21 protein-coding genes, 3 pseudogenes and 1 other annotated feature are annotated in these 24,071 nt (G+C 59.8%); of the genes and pseudogenes, 19 read left to right on the forward strand and 5 right to left on the reverse strand.

The window, feature by feature from the left end; all coding sequences use genetic code 11:
* Positions 1–79 precede the first annotated feature (79 nt).
* The 5 genes from AC1D2G_RS20630 (at position 80) to AC1D2G_RS20650 (ending at position 5,110) form a co-directional block, all read left to right on the forward strand.
* Positions 80–763, forward strand: coding sequence for a GntR family transcriptional regulator (locus tag AC1D2G_RS20630; protein WP_477416258.1), 684 nt, complete (start codon positions 80–82; stop codon positions 761–763).
* 95 nt (positions 764–858) lie between these two features.
* Positions 859–1,887 (forward strand): proline racemase family protein, encoded by a 1,029-nt coding sequence (locus AC1D2G_RS20635; protein ID WP_477416260.1) that lies wholly within the window; start codon positions 859–861, stop codon positions 1,885–1,887.
* 72 nt (positions 1,888–1,959) lie between these two features.
* Complete coding sequence (locus AC1D2G_RS20640; protein ID WP_477416262.1) at positions 1,960–2,535, forward strand: DUF1349 domain-containing protein; 576 nt, start codon at positions 1,960–1,962, stop codon at positions 2,533–2,535.
* Between the two features lie 65 nt (positions 2,536–2,600).
* Positions 2,601–4,064, forward strand: coding sequence for an aldehyde dehydrogenase family protein (locus tag AC1D2G_RS20645; protein WP_477416264.1), 1,464 nt, complete (start codon positions 2,601–2,603; stop codon positions 4,062–4,064).
* A gap of 29 nt (positions 4,065–4,093) precedes the next feature.
* Positions 4,094–5,110: a Gfo/Idh/MocA family protein gene (locus AC1D2G_RS20650; protein ID WP_477416266.1), complete on the forward strand. Its 1,017-nt coding sequence runs from the start codon at positions 4,094–4,096 to the stop codon at positions 5,108–5,110.
* A gap of 70 nt (positions 5,111–5,180) precedes the next feature.
* Here the strand turns inward: AC1D2G_RS20650 and AC1D2G_RS20655 are convergent, their stop codons facing one another.
* The gene (locus AC1D2G_RS20655) at positions 5,181–5,630 is read right to left on the reverse strand and encodes a hypothetical protein (RefSeq protein ID WP_477416268.1); all 450 of its coding nucleotides are present in this window, start codon (positions 5,628–5,630) and stop codon (positions 5,181–5,183) included.
* Positions 5,631–5,774: 144 nt separating this feature from the next.
* Positions 5,775–6,647 carry an ectoine/hydroxyectoine ABC transporter substrate-binding protein EhuB gene (gene ehuB, locus AC1D2G_RS20660; RefSeq protein WP_477416270.1) on the reverse strand — a complete coding sequence of 291 codons (873 nt, stop codon included), beginning with the start codon at positions 6,645–6,647 and terminating at the stop codon, positions 5,775–5,777.
* Between the two features lie 165 nt (positions 6,648–6,812).
* On the opposite strand from ehuB, the pseudogene AC1D2G_RS20665 reads away from it, so the two are divergent.
* Positions 6,813–7,247: pseudogene (locus AC1D2G_RS20665) on the forward strand (integrase core domain-containing protein); the annotation flags it as partial.
* A gap of 200 nt (positions 7,248–7,447) precedes the next feature.
* Entirely contained in the window at positions 7,448–8,110 is a 663-nt protein-coding gene (locus AC1D2G_RS20670) for a GntR family transcriptional regulator (protein ID WP_477416272.1), read from the forward strand.
* 165 nt (positions 8,111–8,275) lie between these two features.
* On the opposite strand, the pseudogene AC1D2G_RS20675 reads toward AC1D2G_RS20670, so the two are convergent.
* Positions 8,276–8,894, reverse strand: a pseudogene (locus tag AC1D2G_RS20675) (IS3 family transposase); the annotation flags it as partial.
* Positions 8,497–8,613: a sequence feature (AL1L pseudoknot), on the reverse strand. Its footprint overlaps the pseudogene before it by 117 nt.
* Positions 8,895–9,241: 347 nt before the next feature.
* Here AC1D2G_RS20675 and AC1D2G_RS20680 point away from each other — a divergent pair.
* The 5 genes from AC1D2G_RS20680 to AC1D2G_RS20700 all read left to right on the forward strand — a co-directional run bounded on the left by AC1D2G_RS20680 (position 9,242) and on the right by AC1D2G_RS20700 (position 14,826).
* Positions 9,242–10,315 (forward strand): ABC transporter ATP-binding protein, encoded by a 1,074-nt coding sequence (locus AC1D2G_RS20680; protein ID WP_477416274.1) that lies wholly within the window; start codon positions 9,242–9,244, stop codon positions 10,313–10,315.
* A complete protein-coding gene (locus AC1D2G_RS20685; RefSeq protein ID WP_477416276.1) occupies positions 10,312–11,196 on the forward strand; it encodes an ABC transporter permease in 885 nt (294 codons plus the stop codon). The genes AC1D2G_RS20680 and AC1D2G_RS20685 overlap by 4 nt, the downstream gene beginning before the upstream one ends.
* An 80-nt stretch (positions 11,197–11,276) precedes the next feature.
* Positions 11,277–12,029, forward strand: coding sequence for an ABC transporter permease (locus AC1D2G_RS20690; RefSeq protein ID WP_477416278.1), 753 nt, complete (start codon positions 11,277–11,279; stop codon positions 12,027–12,029).
* Between the two features lie 27 nt (positions 12,030–12,056).
* Complete coding sequence (locus tag AC1D2G_RS20695; RefSeq protein ID WP_477416280.1) at positions 12,057–13,088, forward strand: extracellular solute-binding protein; 1,032 nt, start codon at positions 12,057–12,059, stop codon at positions 13,086–13,088.
* A gap of 76 nt (positions 13,089–13,164) precedes the next feature.
* A complete protein-coding gene (locus AC1D2G_RS20700) occupies positions 13,165–14,826 on the forward strand; it encodes an amidohydrolase (RefSeq protein ID WP_477416282.1) in 1,662 nt (553 codons plus the stop codon).
* A 477-nt stretch (positions 14,827–15,303) separates the two neighbouring features.
* On the opposite strand, the gene AC1D2G_RS20705 is transcribed toward AC1D2G_RS20700, so the two are convergent.
* Positions 15,304–15,771, reverse strand: a complete 468-nt coding sequence (locus AC1D2G_RS20705; RefSeq protein ID WP_477416284.1) for an Lrp/AsnC family transcriptional regulator — start codon at positions 15,769–15,771, stop codon at positions 15,304–15,306.
* A 126-nt stretch (positions 15,772–15,897) separates the two neighbouring features.
* Here AC1D2G_RS20705 and AC1D2G_RS20710 point away from each other — a divergent pair, with 126 nt between their 5' ends.
* The 3 genes from AC1D2G_RS20710 to AC1D2G_RS20720 all read left to right on the forward strand — a co-directional run bounded on the left by AC1D2G_RS20710 (position 15,898) and on the right by AC1D2G_RS20720 (position 20,411).
* Entirely contained in the window at positions 15,898–18,279 is a 2,382-nt protein-coding gene (locus AC1D2G_RS20710) for a transketolase (protein WP_477416286.1), read from the forward strand.
* A 180-nt stretch (positions 18,280–18,459) separates the two neighbouring features.
* Positions 18,460–19,344 (forward strand): GHMP family kinase ATP-binding protein, encoded by an 885-nt coding sequence (locus AC1D2G_RS20715; protein ID WP_477416288.1) that lies wholly within the window; start codon positions 18,460–18,462, stop codon positions 19,342–19,344.
* Positions 19,338–20,411: a PLP-dependent cysteine synthase family protein gene (locus tag AC1D2G_RS20720; RefSeq protein WP_477416290.1), complete on the forward strand. Its 1,074-nt coding sequence runs from the start codon at positions 19,338–19,340 to the stop codon at positions 20,409–20,411. Before AC1D2G_RS20715 ends, AC1D2G_RS20720 begins: the two co-directional genes overlap by 7 nt.
* Here AC1D2G_RS20720 and AC1D2G_RS20725 read toward each other — a convergent pair.
* A complete protein-coding gene (locus tag AC1D2G_RS20725) occupies positions 20,406–21,668 on the reverse strand; it encodes a threonine synthase (RefSeq protein WP_477416317.1) in 1,263 nt (420 codons plus the stop codon). The genes AC1D2G_RS20720 and AC1D2G_RS20725 overlap by 6 nt on opposite strands.
* 202 nt (positions 21,669–21,870) lie before the next feature.
* Here AC1D2G_RS20725 and AC1D2G_RS20730 point away from each other — a divergent pair, with 202 nt between their 5' ends.
* The 4 genes and pseudogenes from AC1D2G_RS20730 to AC1D2G_RS20745 form a co-directional block, all read left to right on the forward strand.
* Positions 21,871–22,137: a helix-turn-helix domain-containing protein gene (locus AC1D2G_RS20730; protein ID WP_477416292.1), complete on the forward strand. Its 267-nt coding sequence runs from the start codon at positions 21,871–21,873 to the stop codon at positions 22,135–22,137.
* A 168-nt stretch (positions 22,138–22,305) separates the two neighbouring features.
* Positions 22,306–23,034, forward strand: a complete 729-nt coding sequence (locus tag AC1D2G_RS20735; RefSeq protein ID WP_477416294.1) for a LuxR family transcriptional regulator — start codon at positions 22,306–22,308, stop codon at positions 23,032–23,034.
* A gap of 66 nt (positions 23,035–23,100) precedes the next feature.
* Complete coding sequence (locus AC1D2G_RS20740) at positions 23,101–23,715, forward strand: acyl-homoserine-lactone synthase (RefSeq protein WP_477416297.1); 615 nt, start codon at positions 23,101–23,103, stop codon at positions 23,713–23,715.
* Positions 23,716–23,934: 219 nt separating this feature from the next.
* Positions 23,935–24,071: pseudogene (locus AC1D2G_RS20745) on the forward strand (IS110 family transposase); the annotation flags it as partial.

Here is a 24,071-nt window from a genome sequence, read left to right on the forward strand (position 1 = left end):
CGCTGTACGCGAGGATACCAAACCAGCGCACAATTCTATATCCTATATTCAATGTGCCTCGATTCGTTGGTAGGTCAAAATGAACCCCTCAGTCGCCATCAAGCGTCGAACCGTCACGTCGTCGGTCGTCGACCTGATCCGCGACAGGATCATATCCGGATTCTACAAAGGCGGTCAGCAGATCAAGCAGGAAGCGATCGCCGAGGAGGCCGGAGTCAGCCGTATCCCGATTCGTGAAGCCCTTCTTCAGCTCGAAGCCGAGGGACTCGTCGTCATCCACACCCATAAGGGAGCGGTTGTCGCTTCACTGACCGTGGATGACGCTATCGACATCTTCGAAGCACGTCTTGCGCTTGAGCCATTTATCTTGAAGAAGGCGATCGAGCGAGCAACCGAGATTGACATCGAGCATGTGCGGCACGCCCTGGATGACTACACCAAGGGTGTGAAGGCGAAGGAATCGCCGGCGAGGCTCAGCGAGCTGAACTGGGCGTTCCACAAGGCGATGTCCCGTCCCGCAAGGCGGCCGCGGTCTCTGGCTCTCTTGTCGTCACTCTACAATTCCGCTGATCGGTATCTCCGTCTTCAGATTGATGCCCGATCCGCACAGACCAAAGCCCTGGAAGATCATAAGGCGTTGGCGGTCGCGTTCGCCGAGGGCAACCAGACCTTGGCGCAGAAGCTTCTCAGGAAGCACATCGAGAACGCTCGCGACGACGTGATGGCTGGCCTGCAGGCATGGCCGGATTTCGAAAACACCTGATCGTTGACTTCTAATTTTTGCGCGAAGCCGCCAATGGCTATTGCTTGCTCTCAATAAATATTGGATATTGGATATAGAAGCCACTGGAGCCGAGCATGCAGTTGGACCGCGTTATAACTGTCGTTGGTGCACACGCCGAAGGCGAGGTCGGCCGGGTCATCACTGGCGGCGTCCTCCCCCCGCGCGGGGCGACGATGTTCGAAAGAATGGAGAACCTGGAGCGCGACAGCTCATGGCTCAGGAACATGCTTCTGTTTGATCCGAGAGGCAGCGTGAATGCCGCCGTCAACCTGATCACGCCGCCGCTCCATCCCGATGCCGATATCGGCATGATCGTCATGGAGTCCGATTACTTCGTGCCGATGTCGGGCTCGAACCTGATCTGCACGGTGACCGTCGCGCTTGAGGCGGGCATGATTCCCATGAAGGAGCCCCAGACGATCGTCCGGGTCGACACGCCCGCAGGATTGGTGGACGTGATCGCCGAGTGCCGGGCGGGCAAGTGTCGAAGCATTACCTTTCGCAACATCCCCTCCTTCGTCATGCATCGTGACAGCATGATCGACGTTCCCGGGCTCGGTTCGCTGCGGGTCGATGTCGCCTATGGCGGCATGATCTACTGTATCGTGAACTCTACGGATCTGGACCTGACGCTTGAGCGTGGCGAGGCCAGACAGCTTGTCGAAATCGGCGAGCGGATCAAGGCGGCGGCGGCCGTCCAGCTGCCTTCCATTCATCCCGAGAATCCGCTCATCCATACGATCAATCAAACCGAGTTCGCTGGCCCCGTGGAGGTCATCGGCGGCGTCAAGACATCCAAGAACGCGGTGGTCGTGTCGCCCGGCCGGCTCGATCGCTGCCCATGCGGGACAGGCACGTCTGCGCGCATGGCGCTTCTTCATGCGCGTGGTGAGCTCGCGGTCGGTGAGAAGTTCAGACACCTCTCCATTCTCGATACGGTTTTCGACTGCGAGATCATCGCCGAAGCCAAGGCAGGCGACGTGCCCGCCGTCATTCCGCAGGTCTCCGGTCGCGCCTGGCTGACGGGTGTGAGCCATTACGGCGTTGATCCCGAGGATCCGTTTCCGGAAGGCTACCGTCTATCCGACACCTGGTTCAATTGATCGACAGGCAGCCTTGGCCCAAGGCGCTCGAATGTCTCAACACCACGGACGCAACCGAACGGGAAGGCGGAGATGGCGGAAGAACAGCTGAAATGGCTCAACGAGCCACCGCAATACACAAGCGACGGCGGCGTCCTTCGTGTCGTGACAGGCCACGAAACCGACTTCTGGCGRGAGACATTTTACGGTTTCTGGCGTGACAATGGCCATTTTTTCTATCGCAACGTCGTCGGGGATTTTACCGCCGAGGTGACGATCAAGGGCAACTATGAAGCCCTCTACGATCAGGCGGGCCTGATGATGCGGCTCAGCGAAACCCATTGGGTGAAAGCCGGAGTAGAGTTTACCGACGGGCGAATGTACTTTTCCGTGGTTATCACGAACGATGTTTCCGACTGGTCCCTGGTTCCCATTCCGACGGATCCGGCGGGCATCAGGATCCGCCTTACCCGGCATCGCGAGGCGGTTCGCGTTCAGTATCTGGACACCGGCGACAACAGCTGGCAACCGGTAAGGCTCGGCTATTTTCCACCCTCTGACCGGGTGGATGTCGGCATGATGTGCTGCTCTCCCCAACGTGCGGGGTTCGAGGTGGCTTTCGCCGACTTCGTGGTCGGTGCGCCGATCTCCAAAGAGCTGCATGACTGACCTGAAGCCGCAAGGAGCAGCCGCGAGGCATCTGCTGCCTTGCCGGTCTTCATCGGGATTTTGAAATGACCAAGCGTGAATACGGCATCTGGATAAATGGCGCTGCCGAATTGCCGGCGGAAAGTACCGTCTTCGACAGAAGCTCGCCCTCCACAGGCGAAATCGTCGCCAGCGTTCATCTCGCCGGGAAGATAGAACTCGACCGTGCCGTCATTCTCGCGAAGGAAACGTTCAAGAAGGGGAGTTGGAAGGGGCTTGCGGCGAGCGAGCGCGGGAAGATCCTGCTGCGTTGGGCCGACCTCATCGTGGGGGAACTCGCAACGCTCAGCCGTATCGAGGCCGATGAAGCCGGAAAAACGATCGCAGCCGCCAGGGGCGAGATCGAGTGGTCGGTGGAGTTGCTGCGTTATGCCGCATCGCTCGCCTGGAGCATTCCCGGCCGCGTCATCAATCACGAGGGCGCCGAGAAGTTGGGCCTGGTGACCTATGAGCCACTGCCCGTCATCGGCATGATTCTTCCTTGGAATTTTCCCACGGTGACGCTGTTCCAAAAGTTGCCCTATGCCCTTGTTGCGGGATGTTGCGTCGTGATCAAGCCGTCGGAGCTCACGGCGGGTACAGCACTCGAATATGCGCGACTGGCCAAACACGCCGGGGTTCCCGACGGGGTCCTTGCGGTTCTGCCTGGCACCGGCGAGGTGGTCGGCCACAGCATGTGCGTGCACCCGGACATCGACATGATCTCCTTTACGGGGTCCACCGCCGTCGGGCGCAAGATCGCCAGCCTCGCCGGCCAGTCGCTGAAGAAGGTGGCGCTTGAACTCGGCGGCAAGGGCGCCAACATCGTCTTCGCTGACGCGCAGCTCGACGCGGCGGTTGCCGGCGCGCTTGCAGCCTTCACAATCAATCAGGGCGAGGAGTGTTGCGCCGGTGGAAGGCTGTTGGTCCAGGACACCATTGCTTCGGAATTTGTCGCCAGGCTGGCAGAAAAGGCTGGTATGCTGAAGCTCGGAACGCCTGACGATGTCGATGCCGATCTCGGCCCCTTGATTCACCAGCAGCATCAGCGGAAAGTCCTCGACTATATCGAAAAGGCGCGGCAGGAAGGCGCAACGCTCGTGACCGGCGGCGGCGCGCCGACGAGTGTCGGATTGCGGAATGGCTGCTTCGTCGAGCCGACCATTTTCAGCGACGTCAAGCCGCACATGACGATCTTCAAGGAAGAGATATTCGGACCCGTGCTTGGGGTTACCACTTTCAAGGATGTTTCCGAGGCAATCGCGCTGGCCAACCTGACACATTACGGCTTGGCCAACGGCGTCTGGACCTCCAACCTCGACACCGCAATGGCGGTCTCCAGCGCCCTTGAAAGTGGGTTCGTTTACGTCAACACCTATCTTGAGACCGTCCCCCAGCTGCCATTCGGCGGCAGCAAGTCCAGCGGGCTCGGCAGGGAAAACGGTCCTGACGGGTTGCTGGAATTCATGCAGGCGAAGTCCACATTCGTTCGCCTGCGTCCGAACGCCTGATTCCCTCAGATGCAACGGAGAGCAAGACGATGAAGCCGGTCCGTTTCGGGATTGTGTCGACGGCGAAGATCGCCCGCGACTGGGTCATCCCGGCAATGAAAGCTGTGCCGGAGTGTGAGGTGGTCGCCATCTGCTCACGCGACGCTTCTCGTGCGGCCCGCGTCGCCACGGAATTCGATATTTCGAAGCACTATGCGTCTCTCTCCGACTTGCTGGACGACGACGAGGTTGATGCCCTCTATATCCCGACGCCGAACAATCGGCACGTCGACGATGCAATTGCCGCCGCGAGGGCTGGCAAGCACGTCTTGTGCGAGAAACCACTTGCCTTGGACGCGGCGGACGCCCTGCGCTTGGCCGAGGTTCAACGCCAGACAGGTGTGCAGATATCGGAGGCCTTCATGGTCCGGTATCATCCGCGATGGCTCGCCGCGCGTGAGATCATCCGCGGTGGCAGGCTCGGACGCGTCACCCAGATTCACGCAACCTACAGTGTGATGAACGACAATCCGCAGGACATCAGGTTCCAGCCGGAACTCGGCGGTGGTGCCTTGGGAGACGTTGGCATCTATCCGATAACGGCGGCCCGCTTCCTTTTCGAGGCCGAGCCGATCGCTGCGACGGCGACATTCGAAATGCTCGCGCCTGATGGTGTCGATATCGCTGTCGCCGGCATGCTCGAATTTCCGGACAATCGCAATCTTCTGTTCAGCGGCGCCCTGCTGCAGGCATGGGCACACTGGGTCATGGTCATTGGTACCGACGGCTGGATGGAAATCCCGGTCGCCGTCTGGCCCTCGGCAAGACAAGAGACGATCATCAAGCTGCGCAAGCGTGACGACATCTATGACCAGGATGCCGAAGTCATCCGCTTTGCGCCGGCAAATCAGTATGAAGAAGAGGTCCGTGAGTTCGCGCGCGCCATAAGGGGTGAGATTAAGCAGCCTTGGCCAATCAAAGATGCGGTAGCGGGAATGCACGTGCTGGATGCCGTCAGGCAGGCCGCTGCTGAGAAAGCGCGTGTCCCAATCCGGAGTGAGCGCTGATTTAACAATGGCCCAATTGAACGCATTGCGCGCAGCCGTACTGACCCGAGGGTTAGTTGTCGGCACCCTGCTATAAGATAACGAGGCCAGACGCTTCAGGCTCGATATCGTGCGGCCGGTTGTGAGTTGCTGAAGCCTTGAGCCAGGGAGCCACGTGCCTGTTCGAAGTCATCCCATGCCGCGACGTCGGGAACCTTGCTGCTGCCCCCGTCAGCGCGTTCGTAGATTTCCATGCGTGGCCGCGGGCCACCACGGCCTGCACATAAACGCCCTTCGACGTGACCTCGGCGGCGAAGCTCTGCGAGAGCGGCAGCACATAGGAGTTTGTGGCCGCGTAGATGTCGTGATCGCGCGCCTGCAGCGCGATGCCGGCATCTCGCTGAAAACCTTGTCCGTTTTTATCCTGGTTGGCGACGACTCTCGCTTGCCCAAACCGATGGCGCAGGCGGCGCGCGCGACGGCGAACGAACGCTACGAGGCATTCGTCGCCGCGCTTGGCAGACGCCTCGCCAGGGGCCAAGCCTGCGGCAGGAAATCCCCGAAGACGTTATGCCACCCAGGGACGCAGAATGACCAGGAAAGGCATGTCGGCAGAAGCGCCGCCCGCGCTGGCTCGGCGCCGCCCGCGCTGTTGATGCCAGCTCGGTTCTGTTGCTGATGGCGCTCAGTTGGCGGCTCCGCACAATTGCGACGTCGTCAATCCTGGCGGCACGTTTTCCGTAGGGCCAAACCCGTACTTCGCCATGATGGTGGCGATCTTACCGTTCGACATGACCTTCGCCAGACCCTGATTGTAGAGGTCGCGCAGATCGCCATCGTCCTTCCTGAACGCGATCGCGATGTAGCTGATCGACTTCGCGTCCGTCGTGAACGGGCTGGCGCGCTCCAGATCGGGGCTCCTGTTGCCGGCCAGCAGCCCGATCACTGTCGGGGAGGAGAACACCGCGGCGTCGATGCGGCCGGCGCGCAGGGCAGCGATGTTGGTCTCGATGTCGGGGAACTGCAGGATGCGGTCTTCTGGAACGCCCTCGGTGATGGCATTCTTGATGACGTTGCTGCCGCGGCCGCCGCCCATGATTGCGTCGGATTTCTTGGCTAGGTCGACGTAGCTGTGAATCGCCTTGGGGTTGCCGGCAAGCACGATCGCCGCGTCGTCCGACCTCAGGTCGGGAGCGCCGAAGGCGACCTGCTGGCATCGCTCGGGCGTTATCGACAGGCCGGACGCGACGGCATCGAAACGCCCGGCCATCAGGCCGGGGATCAGGGCGCCGAACTCGGTGACCTCGAAGTCGACCTGCTTGACGCCGAGATCGGCGAAGGCAGCTCGCAGCAGATCCGGATGCCAGCCGAGCAACTCGCCGGTTCCCTCCTTCTTGTAGCCCCATGGTGCGCGGTTGTGGATGCCGATGACGATGCGTCCTTCCTTCAAGACGCGTTCCTTTGTGGTCTCCGCCGCGGCTGGCAGCAGAGATCCGACAAGCGCGGCATAGGCAATGCAGGCCAGGCCAATGGCGGCCGATCGTGCTCGAAATTTCATCGGTGCAGTCCTCCCATGAGATTGAGTTTGCGCGCGGGCGTTCCGCCTCAGCCGCCCGACGCTACGTTTGAAGGCCGCTTGTCGTCAATATAGATGTACAAAATATGTATTAAATGTTGCTAGCACAGTGGTGAGAAGCTCTCGCTTTTGGCACGAGGCGATACGTTTGTTCGTGAATTGCGATTGGGTGGACGTGGAATTCGCGGCCTGACCGTTGTCGATACGCATTCGCGCTACGCCCCGGCGACAGACCCGCGCTTCACATATCGTGGCGAGGACGTCGTGCAGACGCTGGAACGTGTCTGCTGGGAGATCGGTTATCCGAAGACGATTAGGGTCGACAACGGCAGCGAATTCATCTCCGGTGATCTCGATCTGTGGGCCTACCAAAGGGATGCCATCTTGGGCTTCTCCCGGCCAGGCGAGCCCACCGACAACGCCTATATCGAATCGTTCAACGGCACGTTCCGGATCCTTGACGTCGCCCGGCAGAAAATGGAGGGATGGTGTAGAGACTACAACGAGGTTCGTCCTCACAGCGCCATCGGCAACAAGCCACCGATATTGCTTATGAATGGCTCAGGCGCATCCGGTCCGCCAAGAGTTAGCAGGAGGGGAAATTCCCCAGCCCTGCGGTCTAAAATCCGGGAGCACCTCAATGAAACTCTGGACTCTCCATTGAGCTGGAGGGAACAAGGGTCTCAGGTCACTGTCCATTCGCGGTAGAACTTGTATCAACGAGGTAATGCGAGACATTGTAACGAATTGGGGGCTCTGCTAGCTCTTCTCCGGAAAAAGGGATGTCGCCACTCGCTACCATGCGTGATCTCGTAACACAGCAACAGCAGCTCTATCAGGCGCTCCGGGAGCAGCTGATCACCGGTCGGTTCAAACCGGGGACGAGCGTTAGCTTGCGTGGCATAAGTGGCGACTTCGGTGTTGGTCTTATGCCGGTTAGGGAGGCAATCGGTCGACTCGGAGGGGAGCGCGCTCTTGAGGTTCGCCGCAATGGCCGCGTGTGCGTTCCGGACTTAACGCGTCAACGCTTCGAAGAACTCATGCAGGCGCGACTTCAGATCGAGCCGCACTGTGCGAAACTCGCTCTTCCCTATGTTGGGGCGACCCAGCTTAAGAGGATGGAGGAGTTCGATGCCCAAATGAATCTGAGTTACGGTGCGGGCGACGCCGACGCGTACATGATGGGGAACTATCACTTCCACTTTGAACTGTACCGTGCCGGCAACTCCGAGGTCTTCCTACCGCTCCTCGAGAGCATATGGATGCAATTCGGCCCGTTCATGAGAAGTGTCTACGACATGACGGAAACGACCTCGATTGTTGACAAGCACAAGATGGCTCTCGAAGCGATCAGGCGCAACGACGCCGCCGCCTTGGGCGTGGCTATCCAGGCTGACATTCTGGACGCCATACACCTGCTGCGTCAGACACTTAACTACGACTGACAACCGATAACGAGTACTTTTCACGCCGCGCAGTATTTCCGGTCACCCTCGACGTGGAAATCGCACGATGTGACCGGATATGTGATCACATTGATTGCTTGGCGCCTCAGTCGACTCCTCTCGACCTTTAAGCGAGGACAGGCAGCGCAGCTGTGGCGCTGGGCTGATGCGTTCGAGGCCCATGGCCTTCATCAGGCGAGCAACCGTGCAGCGGGCGACATCGAAGCTCTCGCGCTGCAACTGCCGCCAGACCTTGCGAACGCCGTAGACGCGGAGATTCGCATCGAACACGCGTCGGACCTCATCCTTCAAAGCCTCTTCCTGCTTTGGCGAGCCGACAGCCGGGAGGGATCGGTGCGCTTTGCGACATGGTCGTGCTAGGTCGATGGAGCGATCGGCAACGCCTTGCAGATCGGCTCGACCAAATGCGCCGCGCGGTGATCGTCAATGAAGGCGATCATCGCTTGAACCGGCGGTCGAGCTCCGCCCGGGCGAAATACGCGCTCGCCTTGCGCAGGATCTCGTTGGCCTGCCGAAGCTCGCGTTCTCGCGTTCCAATGCCTTCAGCTTCGTCGCCACGTCTGTAGGCACACCGGCACGCGCGCCGCTGTCGCGCTCGGCCTTCTTCACCCACTCACGCAGCATTTGCGCCGTGCAGCCGATCTTGGCTGCGGTCGACAAGACCGTCGCTCACCCGAGGCATGCCGCCTTCGTGATCCAGGACCAGCCGAACCACGCGGGTTCGGACCTCGGGACAGGATCTGTTCGTCGTCTTGCTTGTCATTGCTCCACCTTCTCAGGAGTTGGAGCCTCCGATCAACCCGGCGCGGTTCAGTCCGGAATTGGTCGAGAGGGTGGAAAGTATGGCCTCGAAGACTTTCTTGAGGTGAAGGCAATCAGCGGGGTCAGCACGTAAGCTAATATCGCCTCCGACACTCTTGAGAACCGCAGCGCAGCCGTTCAATCCAAGCGTAACAGCGGCGATCCAGCGCTGACCTATGGTGATCACGATATGCCATATAGACGTCGGCAATGCCCGTCCAAAACGCCAATCGTGATCACATTTTGCTTGCCATATCGTTCATGACGTGGGATGGAGGATGTCACAAAATAGCGGAGCGCTTCAACACCATGACGCTGCATTCCCCGAGGGTTGAAAGCTCCAGCGGCGTGCAATCGCAAAATGCAAACGAGTCAATCGAGCGGGGTGCGACCTCTGATCTTATTCGGATTAGGGGTGTTTCGAAGTCCTTTGGCGCCCACAGTGCGCTCGCGGAAATTGATCTAGACATCCGATCTGGCGAGTTTCTCATTCTGCTTGGGCCATCGGGTTGCGGTAAAACCACACTGCTGCGCCTGATCGGCGGTTTTGATTATCCGACGTCGGGGCGAATTGAGCTTGACGGCAAGGATTTATTGCCACTTCCGCCTCATCGACGGCCGATTAATACAGTATTCCAGTCGTACGCACTTTTTCCGCATCTGACCGTGTGGCAAAATATAGCATTTGGCCTTCGCATGCTGCGGCGTCCGGCGGAGAGCATCGATAGAAGAGTCTCCGAGGTCCTTCGGTTGGTTCGGCTCGACGGGCTCGATGAACGAAAGCCGTCTCAGCTTTCAGGCGGCCAGCAGCAACGTGTTGCCTTGGCTCGCGCCTTAGCTCCATCGCCGCGATTGCTGCTTCTGGACGAACCACTGTCCGCGCTCGACCTGAAGCTCCGGAAAGAGATGCAGATCGAATTGAAGCGTCTCCAGCGAGAAACCCAAATCACATTCGTCCTCGTCACGCATGACCAGGAAGAGGCTCTGGCGATGGCCGACAGGGTGGCTGTACTCAACGCTGGCAACCTCTTGCAGGTAGGGAATCCGGAGGAGGTCTACGCGAAGCCACACAACAAGTTCGTCGCCGACTTCATTGGTGAAGCGAATATAGTTGATGGGGCGCGGTTCGGAAGGCGAGGGGCAAGTGTTTCTCTACGTCCGGAGTGCATCTCAATCGGAGCGCCGACCGAGAAGAGCCGTATGCATGGAACTATCGTAGGTACGACCTTCCTGGGCAGCGATATGCTCTATCAGGTGAGGGTTGAACCTGATGACGCGGAGATTCGGGTTAGGGCCCGCGAAGTGACCACAGGCCGACTGGCGATCGGGTCCGAGGTAGGCCTCAACTGGCCGGAAACCTCGGAGTGGTGGATGCAGCAATGAACCGCCTATCTCCTCTTGCGACCGCCGCGTTGATGGCCCCGGCGATCCTCATGATCGGCGTATTCATGGTATTGCCAATGGCGCTTGCTCTGGCGATCTCGTTCATGACCGCCGACTCCTATGGAGGCGCTCATCTGCCTTTGTCGTTGGCGGCTTACGTTCAGCTGTTCTTTCAGTCGGACTTCAGCGACAATCTCATCTTCTCGTTTGACTATCTGCAGATATTCCTTCGGTCCATCGGCCTCGCGTTTGCGACGACCGCAGTCAGCTTCGTCCTTGGATTGCCGATGGCTTGGTTCATCGCGTGCCAGCGACCTTCCCTGCGCGCTGGATTGCTGTTCCTTGTAACCTTGCCGTTTTGGACCAACCTCCTCATCAGGACCTACTGCTGGGTTCTGATACTGCGCGACCGGGGTCTGGTGAACGACCTGCTTACCGGAACGGGCCTCCTGTCTCACCCTCTGCCGCTCCTTTACAATGATGGATCGATTTTACTCGGGCTGGTCTACTCGTTCCTGCCCTTTATGATCCTGCCAATATACTCGACACTTGAGCAACTCGACCCAAGGCTGGTTGAGGCGTCGCATGACCTTTACGCCGGTCGAATGCAAACGTTCCTGAACGTTGTATGGCCGGCAGCAAAGCCGGGGGTTACTGCTGGTGCCTTGCTTGTCTTTGCTCCGGCGTTAGGAACCTTCATTACGCCCGATCTCCTCGGCGGCGGGAAGGTGATGCTTCTGGGCAACCTTATCCAGAACCAGTTCTCGTCGGCGCGAAATTGGCCATTTGGCGCAGCGGTGGCGATGCTACTGACCGTCGTGGTGCTTTCCTGCGTTTGGCTACAGTCTCTACGCCAAGAGCGAGCGGAGCATAAACTGTGAGCGCTCCTGCGATTTCCTCAGTTGGAGTGGTCACTGCCGGTTCAGGCGCTCGCGCTTTTGACTGGCGAAAGACGCCAGGATTGGGAACCTACGCCGTAGCGATATTCCTATTCCTCTACGCACCGCTGCTCGTGTTGATGGTTTTTGCGTTCAACGCGGGCGATCAGGTTACTGTCTGGACTCACTTTGGCTTTCGTTGGTTCGCCGTAGTGTTCGCGGACGAGCAAATTCAGGCTGCCGCGCGCGCCAGTCTCGTAATTGCTTGCGTCGCGACCATTGTCAGTACCACGCTAGCGGTTTGTGCCGCGATGGCTCTTGAGCGGGGTATTAGGTTCAAGGGACGCTCGTCCGCCACGGCGCTAGTTGCAATGCCGCTTGTCGTCCCCGAGATCGTCGCCGCCGTGTCGACGTTAATATTCTTCTCCTCGATCGGCCTCAAGCTGGGCATAGGCAACCTGATTATCGCGCACACCGTATTTTGCATTCCCTTCGCGATCCTTCCGATCAGAGCACGACTGCGAGAGATGGGTGAAGCAGCCGAGATTGCAGCTCGCGATCTATATGCAGACGAGTTACGAGTGTTTGGGCTGATCACTCTGCCGCTCCTCATGCCGGCTATATTGTCGGGCGCGATGTTGGCTTTCGTTACATCGCTTGATGATTTCCTGATCAGTCAGATGGTGGCTGACCCCGGCGTCACCACACTTCCCATGTACATCTACGGGATGATCCGTCTTGGTGTGAAGCCGGAAGTAAATGCGATCTCGACGCTACTTCTTGGCTTGTCGATTCTACTCGTAACCGCCGCCCATTTTCTTTCAAGAAGACGATGAAACACCGATATTGTAACGGAGATGAGAATGAAACACAGCGTTCTAGTCCTACTTGCATCTGTCGCAGTCGTCGGGACCGCGGGACCAGCGATCTCTCAAGATGAGATTTACCTTTACAACTGGTCCAACGCAACTTCGCCGGAGCTCCTTGCCAAGTTCGAGAAAGAGACCGGCATCAAGGTAGTCGTCGATGTATTCGATAGCAATGAGACAGCCCTGGCAAAGCTCAAGTCGGGAACTGGTGGCTATGACGTTCTCGATGCGACAAGTGACTTCCTGCCGATCTACATCAAGGAAGGCTTGCTGCAGAAGATCGACGTCGCGTCGATGCCAGGATTCTCGAATATCGATCCGAAGTGGCAGAAGCCGGTCTGGGATCCAAACAGCGAATACTCGCTAAGCTGGTATTGGGGGACCACGTCATACTCCGTCGACACGGCGCGCTACGCAGGTCCTATCGACAGTCTCAAGGTGCTTTTCGATCCGCCACCCGAATTGGCAGGACAAGTAGGGATGTTCTCGTCGCCTACCGAGGTCATGTCTTTGGCGCTAACCTATCTTGGTAAGCCTCAATGCAACACGAACCCAGATGATTTGACGGCTGTTCAGAACTTGCTCTTGAAGCAGAAAGCTGCCGTCAAGATCTACAACTCCGACGCCATTCTCGAGCGAATGTCCTCTGGCGAAACCGCCATCAGTCAGGACTGGAACGGCGATGCGCTGCGCGCGCGATTGGCACGGCCAGCGGTCAAGTATGCTTATCCGAAAGAAGGTGTGGTGGCGTGGGCGGAAACACTTTCGGTTCCCAAGACGGCCAAGCATCCTGAAGAGGCAAAGAAATTTATCGCATTTCTCTTGCAGCCAGAGAACGCAGCGCTTCAGTCGAACAACGTCACCTACTCGAGCACCATCAAAGGAGCGGACGCTTTCTACCGCCCCGACATGAAGGGCGCGCCAGAGGTGACGCCGCCTAGCGACGTCAAGTTGGTCTTCTCGCAACCATGCGGGGAACAGGCCATCCAGTTCTACGACAAGATCTGGACCAAGCTGAAAAACTAGAAAGCTGCGGCTGGCGTCTGGCCTCACCTAGGTGGGGCCAGCTCTATCGCGACGAATGCTAAGGGCAATGTAGACCATGCATGCCGATCTAATCGTCTCCAACGGACGGATACACACCCTCGACCCCTCCAATCCCAGCGCAGAGGCCATTGCGATCTCCGACGGTCGGATCCTGTTTGTTGGACCCAACGACGGCGTGGAGGAGTATCGGGGCCAGCGTACAGAGGTGATCGACGCAAACGGTCACTCGATCGTTCCTGGCTTCATCGAGAGCCACATGCATGTCTTCGTTGGTGGAGCCGAGCTTTCTCACCTGCAGCTTGCTGGGGTTGTTGGTTCCGAACAACTTAGTCGGAGGATCAGGCAGTACGGCGAGGGTGGACCACCCGACAAGCTTATCCTAGCCCAGGGAGCCGACTACACAACTCTTTCGCCCACAGAACCAATCACACGCCAGGCGTTGGACCGCGTCGCACCGGACCGTCCCTTCGCAATGACGGCCTTTGATCACCACACCATGTGGGCGAATACCAGGGCACTCGAACTCGCGGGTATTTTGCGTGGAGCTGAACTACCACCCGGGAACGAGGTGGTTATTGGCAGTGACGGGCTGGCGACTGGTGAGTTGCGCGAGTTCGAAGCGATGGAGCCGATCTACGGTGCAGCCGGCGAAGGGCGCGTGCGGCTAGGGCTGGCATTTGGGACCGAGCCGAAGCTGCCTCCGACGACGGAACAGCGAGAGTTCGATCGAGCCATTATACTGCGCGGACTGAAGCACTGCGCAAGCCACGGCATCACCTCCTTCCACAATATGGACGGCAACTTCTACCAGCTTGAGCTGCTTTCAGAACTTCATTCCCGGGGAGAGCTTCTAGCTCGAGCGAGAGTACCCTTTCACTACCGACGCCAAATGCCAATCGAGGCACTCGAGAAAGCAAGCGATATGGCTCGCCGCTTCACCTCAGACTGGATCTCAGCGGGGTTGGTCAAGGTCTTCATGGATGGCGTCATCGATAGTCGCACAGCCGCAATGCTAGACGACTACGCGGACATGCCTGGTTGGCGAGGTCAGCTGCTATTTGATGGAGATAGCTTCAATCAGGTTGCGATCGTGGCCGATAGGCTCAAGCTGCAGATTGCCGTACATGCTGTTGGAGACGCCGCCGTGAGGCAGGTTCTTGACGGATACGAAGCGGCCGCGAAGGCAAACGGCCGTCGCGACAGTCGCCATCGGGTAGAGCATGTTGAAGTAATCAAGCAGCAGGATATTGCTCGGTTCAAGGAACTGGGTGTCTTGGCTTCGATGCAACCCCCGCATCCGCCCGGCACGATGGGAATACCTCTCGAGCCTACACTGACGCGCGTGGGCGAAGGCAAGCTACATCTTTTCTATGCAATGAGGACGCTCCAAGAGGCGGGAGCACGAATTCCGCTCGGCTCTGATTGGCCAGTGGCGCCGATAGATCCGATCGCTGGGATTCACGCTGCCGTGACTCGGAAGAAGTGGCACCCCGATCTACCCGATCAGCGAGTGTCACTCATGGACGCGTTACACGGCTACACGACAGAGGGAGCCTATGCGGAGTTCGCAGAAGAGAAGAAGGGCAAACTCACTCGCGGCGCGTTCGGCGACCTGGTCGTCTTGTCTGGGGATCTTCTAACGGCTCCGCTGGAGGAAGTCTCTGACATTCGGCCACTCACCACGATTTGCGGCGGAAAGATCACTTATCAAGCTTGACCGAAAGTCAACGTTGGCCGGAATAGAAATGGGGCTCGTTGCACTTGGCATTCCCCACCGCAAAGGCGGCGTCGACTCCGTGCTTGCTGTTCTATCGGAAATCTCGCCAGGGCAGGCAGCCGCCAAAGGGTTGACGCGCTCGGCGATGGGGATATCGTTGCTCCCTGGCCGACCTAGTCCTGGCCGGCATCTCCGATCACAAGTCAATTGCGCCGTGCCAAGGGTTTGTAGGAGACAGCAGCAACGCTTACGTTCCTGTTGGCAGAATGATGGCAACAGGAACTCGCGACATCGAGCTTACCAGCATCGGTTCACATTTGCCTTTCGGAACAAATATCATATCGACCCGACAGGCCGACCCCATGCCATGTCAGTGAGGTGGCCCTCAGGGACTCCTGTCGAAGACTATGGTCTGCTTTCGTCGAGCACAATGTGAGTGCCGTAACGACAACTGACCGTCGCAGAATGCCCGGTTGGTTAGATAGGCAACACTTCGGAGCGCTTGACCTGACCCAGGGCGAAGCTGCTTTCGATAGAGGCGATGTTGTCCAGCCGCGTCAGCTTGTCCTTGATGAACCGCTCATAGGCCTCGAGGTCGCGCACCACGATGCGCATCAGGTAATCCCGCTGGCCGGTCATCAGATAGCAGTCGGCCACCTCCGGCCAGCGCAGCACGGCTTGCGAGAAGCGGTCGAGATCGTCCTCGCGTTGCCGTTCAAGCTTGATCGACGCGAAGGCGCTGATCGGCAGGCCGAGCTTCTTCTGGTCGACGATCACGGTATAGCCCTTGATGACGCCGGCGCTCTCCAACAACCGGACGCGCCGGGCGCAAGGTGAAGGCGAAAGACCGACGGCTTCAGCGAGGTCGTTCGTCGTCGCCTTTGCGTTCTTCTGCAGCGCGGCGATGATTTTGAGGTCGATTGCATCGAGTGTCGGATTTGGCACGTTTCCCTCGTCAGGGTGTCTTTATTGGCTGGATCAGCCAATATCACCGATCTCCTCGCGTAAGAATAGCCACTTTTGACAGGCCGAAGCCGCTATCGTCGAGGCGCGATTTCACGGGAGCCGACGATGACGATCCTTTCCGAGCTTGAACGCAAGGTTCTGTGGCTGGCTGTCTGGATGATCCATCATGCCAATCATGTTCGCGGGTCGGACGACGGCCTCAAGGTCGGTGGCCATCAGGCGTCGTCGGCGTCCGCCTCCACCTTGCTGACGGCGCTGTATTTCCAGATCCTCAGGCCTGAAGACCGCGTGGCCGTCAAGCCGCATGCGAGCCCCGTCTTCCATGCCATCCAGTATCTGTTCGGCAGGCAGACGCTTGAGCAGCTGCGGAATTTTCGCGGCTATCGCGGCGCGCAGTCCTACCCGTCTCGAACCAAGGATATGGACGACGTCGATTTCTCGACTGGGTCGGTTGGACTGGGCGTGGCGCAGACCCTGTTCTCCTCGCTGGTCCAGGATTATGTCAGGGCAAAAGGCTGGAACGCGGATCAGCCGGAAGGCCGGATGGTCGCCCTTCTCGGCGACGCCGAAATGGATGAAGGCAATATCTTCGAGGCTCTTCTCGAAGGCTGGAAGCACGGCCTGCGCAACACCTGGTGGGTCGTCGACTACAACAGGCAGAGCCTTGATGCGGTGGTGCGCGAAGGCCTGTGGCAGCGCTTCGAGTCTATCTTTCGCAACTACGGCTGGGATGTGGTGATCCTGAAACATGGGACATTGCAACAGGCGGCCTTCGAGGAAGAGGGCGGCGAAAAGCTGCGGTCCTGGATCGACGCATGCCCCAATCAGCTCTATTCCGCACTGACCTTCCAGGGCGGCGCTGCATGGCGCAGGCGCCTTCTGGACGACCTCGGTGATCAGGGACCGGTCACCCGCCTGATCGAGAAGCGCAGCGACGAAGACCTTGCCGCCTTGATGGCAAATCTCGGCGGACATGATCTGGCGAGCATCATCGATGCCTTTGAGCAAGCGCGCCGGCATGATCGTCCGACCTGCTTCATCGCCTATACGATCAAAGGCTTCAGCCTGCCGCTGGCGGGCCACAAAGACAATCACGCCGGATTGATGACACCGGCGCAAGTCGACGCGCTGCGGCAAGGCATGGGTGTCCGCAAGGGGCGTGAATGGGACATGTTCGAGGGTCTTGCATACGATGAGGCCGCGATCCGGTCCTATCTATCGTCGTCGCCTTTCGCGCGGCCAGCTACCCGTCGCCATGAAGCCCCGGCCGTAACCGTGCCGGCGCGGATTGCCTTTAGCGTCCAGACGTCCATGTCTACACAGCAGGGCTTCGGCCTTTTGATGCACGAGATCGCCAAGTCAGACAGCGATTTTGCAAAGCGTGTCGTCACCACGTCTCCGGACGTCACGGTCTCGACCAATCTTGGCGCCTGGGTGAACAGGCGGGGTCTGTTCGCGCGCGGCGACCAGGCGGACATTTTTCGTGAAGAACGCATTCCCTCTACCTTCAACTGGACGTTCTCGCCGTCGGGACAGCATTTCGAACTGGGCATCTCGGAGATGAACCTCTTCACGATGCTGTCGGCGCTGGGCTTGTCGCACGCGCTTCACGGCGAGCGCCTGCTTCCGGTTGGAACGCTCTACGACCCCTTCATCGAGCGCGGCCTCGATGCGCTCAACTATGCCTGCTATCAGGACGCTCGCTTTATCCTGGCGGCGACACCCTCCGGCGTGACGCTGGCGCCCGAGGGCGGTGCGCATCAGTCGATCGCCACGCCGCTGATCGGCATGGCGCAGGACGGCCTGGCGACATTCGAGCCTGCCTATGTCGACGAGCTGGCAGTCATCATGCGTTGGGCATTCGACTACATGCAGCGCTCCGGCGAGGCCGAGCCCGACGACCAGACCTGGCTGCGCGATCAGACTGGCGGTTCGGTCTACCTCAGGCTCTCGACGCGGTCGATCGAGCAGCCGATACGCCACACCGAGGATCCGCTGGCGCGCGACATCGTCGATGGCGCCTACTGGTTGCGCAAACCCGGGCCGAATGCCGCAGTCGTGATCGCCTATTCGGGAGCTGTCGCACCGGAGGCGGTGCAGGCCTTGGGCCTGATGGCCGGTGACCGGCGCGATATTGGGCTTCTTGCCGTGACCTCGGCCGATCGGCTGAATGCCGGCTGGTCGGCCGCGGCGCGGGCGCGCCAGTATGGCCATCCGCACGCCATCAGTCATATCGAGCGCCTGTTGGCCGGTCTCCCGGCCTCATGCGTCATCGTGACGGTGCTGGACGGGCATCCCGCGACGCTCGCCTGGCTGGGGTCGGTTCATGGCCATCGCACGCGCGCGCTCGGCGTCGAGCATTTCGGCCAGACCGGTACGATCGCGGATCTCTATCGGCATTTTGGGATCGATGCGCAAGGTATCATGGCCGCAGTGCAATCGGTGTCGGCCGGCCGGCCGCTGAGGCACCTTGGCTCCGCCGCCTGACGATCCGACAGCATTGCCTCGCAGCCGGGTCGTTCGATAGTGGCCGTCAATACCGGAATTCCTTGAGGGCGGCTGCCAATCGTCGGCGCCATCTTCCCGCGTTGCGACAAAGCGGGGGAGATGAAAATGACTGGGGCCGACGATCTTATGAGCCGTGGAACGATGCGGTCGCCGGTTGGGATGGCGGTGGCGATTGCGCATCACGGCGAACTCATCCAGGGCGTCTTCAAGGATGATGGCGGGCGCCTTCATCGCGGGCTCGTGACGCTGCCGATTGCCGGCTTGAGATCGGAGGCGCGCTTTGCCAGGAGCGACGCAGATGCGGTCGTTGTCTACCCCGATCACAAGGTCAAGGCGTCGGCAGCCGCGCGGCTCACGCTCGAGTTCTTGAACGCCGCYGGCGGTGGCGAGCTGATACTTCAGAGCTCGATTCCTGTAGGGCACGGCTACGGCTCATCGACGGCTGACGTCGTCGCTTCCATTCGCGCCGTCGCCGCGGCCCTCAACGTCCAACTGCGGCCGTCGAGCATCGGGCGTCTGGCCGTGGCTGCCGAGCGCGCCAGCGACGCGATCGCCTTCGATGAGCACGCGGTGCTGTTCGCGCAACGCGAAGGTACGGTGATCGAGAATTTCGCAGGCTCCCTGCCGCCGCTGCTCCTGGTCGGGTTCAAGGCAAAAGGCGGGGTCCCGGTCGACACATTGCAGCTGCCGCCCGCTCGCTACGACAGTGCCGAGATCCAGGAGTTCGGCGTGCTGCGGGCGCTGGTTGCGCGCGCGGTTCGCTTTCAGGATCCCTATCTTCTTGGACGCGCCGCCTCGGCCAGTGCCCTGATCAGTCAACGGCACTTGCCCAAACAGGGCTTTGGCGAGATCGCCGACATTGCCAGGCGAGCCGGGGCCTGCGGAGTGCAGGTTGCCCATAGCGGTTCGTTGTTCGGCCTGATTTTCGATCTTGTCGCCCCGAATCTGAAGCGGCGGGCGGCGCTCGTCGCGCAGCAGATAAGACGTGCCGGCTTCAAGGATGTCGAAGTCCATCTGGTCAATGCGGAGGGCTGGTCATGGTGAGCTTCGACGTGGACTATTTCAGGGACCTTGAGACCCCGCGCCTTGCCCGACTTGCGCCAAATCTCGTCGCCGCGGCTTTTCCGCTGATGAAGCTGATGCCGGCCCGCTACATTCTGGATCGGGCGGCGTCGAATGGCGAACTGAAGGCAGGCTCCCACATTGTCGAGACGACGTCGGGCACGTTCGGCATGGCGGTCGCGCTGCTGGCGGCGGCGCGCCACTATCGCCTGACGCTCGTCACCGCTTCAACGCTGATCGATGCCAAATACAAAGCCCGCCTGGAGCGCATCGGCGCCACGGTCATCGCCCTTGACGATCCGCGCGGCGACGGCAACCAGCCTGGCCGGCTGGAGCGCCTGCAGGAAATCCTGGCCAATGAGCCCGACGGCTTCTGGACCCGCCAATACGACAGTCCGGGCAACTGGCTTGCTTATGCGCGGCTGGCCGAACTCTTCATCCGGGCAATGGGCAGGATTGACTGCCTGGTCGGCTGCGTCGGCACCGGCGGCTCGCTATGCGGCACCGCCTCTTTTTTGCGAACTGTCTTTCCCCATCTGACGGTGTTTGCCGTCGATACCCATCGCAGCATTCTGTTCGAGCAGCCGGTCGGCAAACGCATGCTGCGGGGCCTGGGCAACAGCGTTCTGCCGAAAAATGTCAGGCATGAGCTTGTCGACGAGATCCATTGGGTTGGCGCTTACCCGGCATATATGACCGCGCACCGTTTGCTGCGCGAGCACGGCCTCTTCATGGGGCCGACCAGCGGTGCTGCCGCGTTGGTGGCGAAATGGGTTGCAACGACGCTTCCCGACGCGAAAGTGGCGGTCATCATGCCTGACGAAGGCCATCGCCATGCCGAGACTGTCTACAATGACGACTGGCTTGCGGCTCTGCCTGGCTGGCCCTGCAAGGAACTGGCCGAGCCGAGGACGCTGACGACCATCGCGCCAGCCGCGGAGACGCAATGGACGCGCTTTCTTTGGCTGCGACGCAGCCTCGACGATGTGCTGAAAACGCGCGAAGCAAGCGACGTGCCACCGGCTGTTGGCGCGGCGGAAAATCTATGAAGCGAGATCCAGCCCGCTTTTGTCGAGCCAGCGCCAGGCATCGTCCGTCGTCTGGAAGACCTGATCGTGTTCGTTCGATCCGGCGGACCGATCGAGGTCCTTGAGACCGCTGGCTGTCACGACGGCCACGACACGGTCTGTGGCTGCAATGACACCTTGGGCCTTCAATGTCGATATCGCCATCAGCGGCGTGACTGACGCCAGTTCGGCAAAGATCCCTTCGTCCCGCGCAAGGCGCTCCTGCATCGCGATCAGGCCGTGATTGCTGACGGGGACGGCATGCCCGCCGGATTCGCGCAGCGCCTTCAGCGCCTGAAAGGTGCTGCGCGGCGTGCCGATCGATACGGCAAGGCTGTCGAAGAGCATCTTGCGTTCACTCAACGCATCGGCGCCGCTGGCCAGAGCGTCCGACAGCGAACCATGCACCTCCGCTGCGACGAGACGAGGCAGGCGCGTGATCGACCCGTGCGCGAACAGCTCGCAAAAGCCAGCCCATACACCGGACAGGGCATCGCCGTAGCAGACCGGCAGAACGCACCAGTCGGGCGCCGTGCCATCTGATTGCTCGACGATCTCATAGGCGATTGTCTTGTAGCCCTCGATGCCGAGTGGGTGGCTGCCGACGACCGGACCGTGATAGGGCGATGCGATGAACCAGTCGTAACGGGCCGCCGCCTGTTCAAGCAGCGACCATCGGTCCATTTTGCTGACCAGGGGCAGGACCGTCGCGCCATATTTGCGGATCTGCGCCAGCATCGCGCCGGCTGATCCCGCGAAAGTGGTGACGATGCATTTCAAGCCCGCGCGGGCAGCGTAGGCCGCCAGCGAAGCACCGGCGTTTCCCGATGAGGCGGTCGCGACAATCTTCGCGCCACGCGCGCGCGCCACGCTGACCGCGATGGTCGAGAAGCGGTCCTTGTGCGACCAGGTCGGGTTTCGGCCTTCGTCCTTGATTGCAAGATCCGGCACGCCGAGAAACGCGCCGATGCGCGGCGCGGCAAGCAAAGGCGTCAGACCCTCGCCGAGGCTCACTGCCTCCGCTTCCGTGCAAGGCAGCATATGCGCAAAACGCCACAGCGAGCCCGAGCTGGTGGCGGCGGCCAAGAGGGGAGACTGCGGGACCGCATAGACCGGGCGAAGATTTGCCGGCGCGGTGTCCTGGCACCGCGCGCACCCTTTGGAGTCGATGGTGACATCGGCAGGGTAGGAAGCACCGCATCGGATGCAGACGAACTCCAGGACCCGACTTGTGTCCATGTCGGGTCGGTTTTGCTCGCCTGAGAGATGCGCGGACATGTCGTGTGCGAGGTCGCGAAACGGCCGGCTCGCCATGGGTATTCCTTGTCCAGGAAACGATGAATTCGCTGGTTGTTTCAAACAGCCAACAGCACGGCTGTCAATGCGGAATGTGCACTATAGTGTGTCGCACCATAGTGCGCGCCGTAGCATCCGTTGTTTGATGAAACTTCGCGGCGTTTTTGGTCTGAACGTGCAGCGGCTTCGGAGAGAAAGAAAACTCTCTCAGGAGCAGTTGTCTTTCGTTTCGGGCCGCACGCGCGCCTATATCAGCAGCGTCGAGGCCGGGCGGCGCAACGCCACGCTGGATACAGTCGAAATTCTGGCCAAGGCGTTGAATGTCGAGCCACAAGAGTTGGTTTCGGCAAGCCCGACAAGTAAGCGAGCTATTCGGGTGACGAAGCAGGCGACTTCAAAGTCGACCAATTGAAGCCAGACTTCAACAATGCAGTGCTGATCTGATTTTCACTTATCTCGTCTTTGTGATACCTGATTGACTCCTTTAGTGTACATTCGATGCGTATCCCATTGAAGGCGGTGTCTAGACAGCCATAGGTTGTTCCGCGGGGTAGGGCTTGACTGTGGTTGAGGTCTGCCGATGGACAATGAAACTGTTATCGACCTTTTTACGGCGATCACGAAGATCGACACCGCGCGGTCGACTGATGCAATCCTTCAGGAGTTCCGCTTGGCCATGGAGCGCTACGGATTGCGCAATTTTCTGGTCACCGGACTGCCCGTGCCGCACGGTACGGACTGGCAGCGTGAAATTCTTGCCGATGGCTGGTCTCCTGAATGGCATCGTCGCTACGTCACCGAGGAGCATTTTTTGCACGATCCTTGTGTCGCCCAGTGCCGGTACTCGCCAGAGCCTTTCCGATGGGGCGAACTGCCAGCCGCAAGACTGGTTGCACGCGCGAAGCTGGTCATGGACGAGGCGGCCGAGTTCGGGATGAAAGAAGGCATCTGCGTCCCAATTCATGTCCCATTGGCCGGACCAGGCGTCGTCACGATGGCGAGTGACCGGATGGACGTTCCGCCAAGCGCCATGCCCCTTATCGAAACGCTTTGCGTGCATACCTTTCGCAGCCTCTCAGGGCTGGGAACACCCGGCGATGGTGATGAGCCCACGCCCTTGACGGCGCGTGAGCGCGAACTCCTGGAGTGGAGCGCGCAAGGCAAATCCACCGAGGACATCGCTTGTATCCTCGGTGTTACCAGGAACACGGTTGAAAGCCATCAGCGCAACATTCGAGCAAAGCTCGACGCGATCAATGTCGCGCACGCCATCGTCAAGGCGCTGCGACGGCAGGAAATCCAGATCTAGCAATACCTGAATTCCGTCATACGTACGGCAAGTCCATTTTCCTACGACCCTCCGCCTGGAGGCGTCATGGTTCGTATGCATCTGGTCACTTGGGATAACAGGAAGCACTACAGGAAAGTTCTGGAGCGCTACTTTCGGATACGGTACGAGATTTACGTCAAGCAGAGGCGTTGGCGCGACGTCGCACGGCCCATCAACATCGAGATCGACGCCTTCGACAACGAGCATACGCTTTATGTTCTGGCGCTTGACACCAATGGCAAGATCGTAGGCGGCTCGCGCCTCGTGCCGACGCTGGAGCCGCATCTCATGAGCGAGGTCTTCCCGGGTCTCGCCGGCGGCAGGCCTCCGAGAGCAGCTGAAATCTTCGAATGGACGCGTTTCTTCGTTGTTCCATCGCTTCGCACGCAAGGCGCCCCGTCGCCGATCGCAGGCTTCGTTCTTTGCGGTCTGCTCGAGACGGCGCAAAGCCTGGGGATTCGACAGATCAGCGTGGTGTGCGAGACATTCTGGCCAAAGCGGCTGCGCGCGCTTGGCTGGACGCTGATCGAACTCGGCGACGCTCTGGAACATCCCGACGGCGACATCATCGCGCTGTTGATCGATGTCACGCCCGAGGCTGTCGAACAGACGCGCCGCGCTTACGGCATCAGCGGCGTCATACTTGCCGACAAGATCTAGAATGATACCCATCGCCAGCTGAAGGTCGCCAGCCGGCGATCGCCAATCGATCGCAAATTGTAGAACTATTCGACGACCATTTTGGGGCCGTTTGCAGAATGGAAGGTCTCGGATTCCAACCGGCCAAAGCAGATGATGTGGATGGCTCCCGCTCCCGGCATCTGAGTGCCAAAGTGTGGATGCTGTCAAAGCGACCACGAGCCAAGGGAGCCACCCGTCATGGATATTATCACGATCGGCCTGGATTTGGCCAAAAGCGTTTTTCAGGTTCACTGTATTGATGCGGTGGGCGATGTTGTCGTCCGCAAGCCGCTGCGCCGCCGGCAGGTACTGCCCTTCTTCGCGAAGCTGTCGCC

The sequence above is a fragment of the Mesorhizobium sp. P2_C7 genome (genome assembly GCF_056404515.1).

Bases quoted from the DNA above. Each gene is read 5' to 3' on its own strand.
- AC1D2G_RS20725 (WP_477416317.1), bottom strand. From the start codon at position 21,668: ATGGACACAAGTCGGGTCCTGGAGTTCGTCTGCATCCGATGCGGTGCT.
- ehuB (WP_477416270.1), bottom strand. From the start codon at position 6,647: ATGAAATTTCGAGCACGATCGGCCGCCATTGGCCTGGCCTGCATTGCC.
- AC1D2G_RS20740 (WP_477416297.1), top strand. From the start codon at position 23,101: ATGGTTCGTATGCATCTGGTCACTTGGGATAACAGGAAGCACTACAGG.
- AC1D2G_RS20700 (WP_477416282.1), top strand. From the start codon at position 13,165: ATGCATGCCGATCTAATCGTCTCCAACGGACGGATACACACCCTCGAC.
- AC1D2G_RS20730 (WP_477416292.1), top strand. From the start codon at position 21,871: ATGAAACTTCGCGGCGTTTTTGGTCTGAACGTGCAGCGGCTTCGGAGA.
- AC1D2G_RS20635 (WP_477416260.1), top strand. From the start codon at position 859: ATGCAGTTGGACCGCGTTATAACTGTCGTTGGTGCACACGCCGAAGGC.
- AC1D2G_RS20670 (WP_477416272.1), top strand. From the start codon at position 7,448: ATGTCGCCACTCGCTACCATGCGTGATCTCGTAACACAGCAACAGCAG.
- AC1D2G_RS20630 (WP_477416258.1), top strand. From the start codon at position 80: ATGAACCCCTCAGTCGCCATCAAGCGTCGAACCGTCACGTCGTCGGTC.
- AC1D2G_RS20735 (WP_477416294.1), top strand. From the start codon at position 22,306: ATGGACAATGAAACTGTTATCGACCTTTTTACGGCGATCACGAAGATC.
- AC1D2G_RS20650 (WP_477416266.1), top strand. From the start codon at position 4,094: ATGAAGCCGGTCCGTTTCGGGATTGTGTCGACGGCGAAGATCGCCCGC.
- AC1D2G_RS20685 (WP_477416276.1), top strand. From the start codon at position 10,312: ATGAACCGCCTATCTCCTCTTGCGACCGCCGCGTTGATGGCCCCGGCG.
- AC1D2G_RS20645 (WP_477416264.1), top strand. From the start codon at position 2,601: ATGACCAAGCGTGAATACGGCATCTGGATAAATGGCGCTGCCGAATTG.
- AC1D2G_RS20720 (WP_477416290.1), top strand. From the start codon at position 19,338: ATGGTGAGCTTCGACGTGGACTATTTCAGGGACCTTGAGACCCCGCGC.
- AC1D2G_RS20680 (WP_477416274.1), top strand. From the start codon at position 9,242: ATGACGCTGCATTCCCCGAGGGTTGAAAGCTCCAGCGGCGTGCAATCG.
- AC1D2G_RS20695 (WP_477416280.1), top strand. From the start codon at position 12,057: ATGAAACACAGCGTTCTAGTCCTACTTGCATCTGTCGCAGTCGTCGGG.
- AC1D2G_RS20710 (WP_477416286.1), top strand. From the start codon at position 15,898: ATGACGATCCTTTCCGAGCTTGAACGCAAGGTTCTGTGGCTGGCTGTC.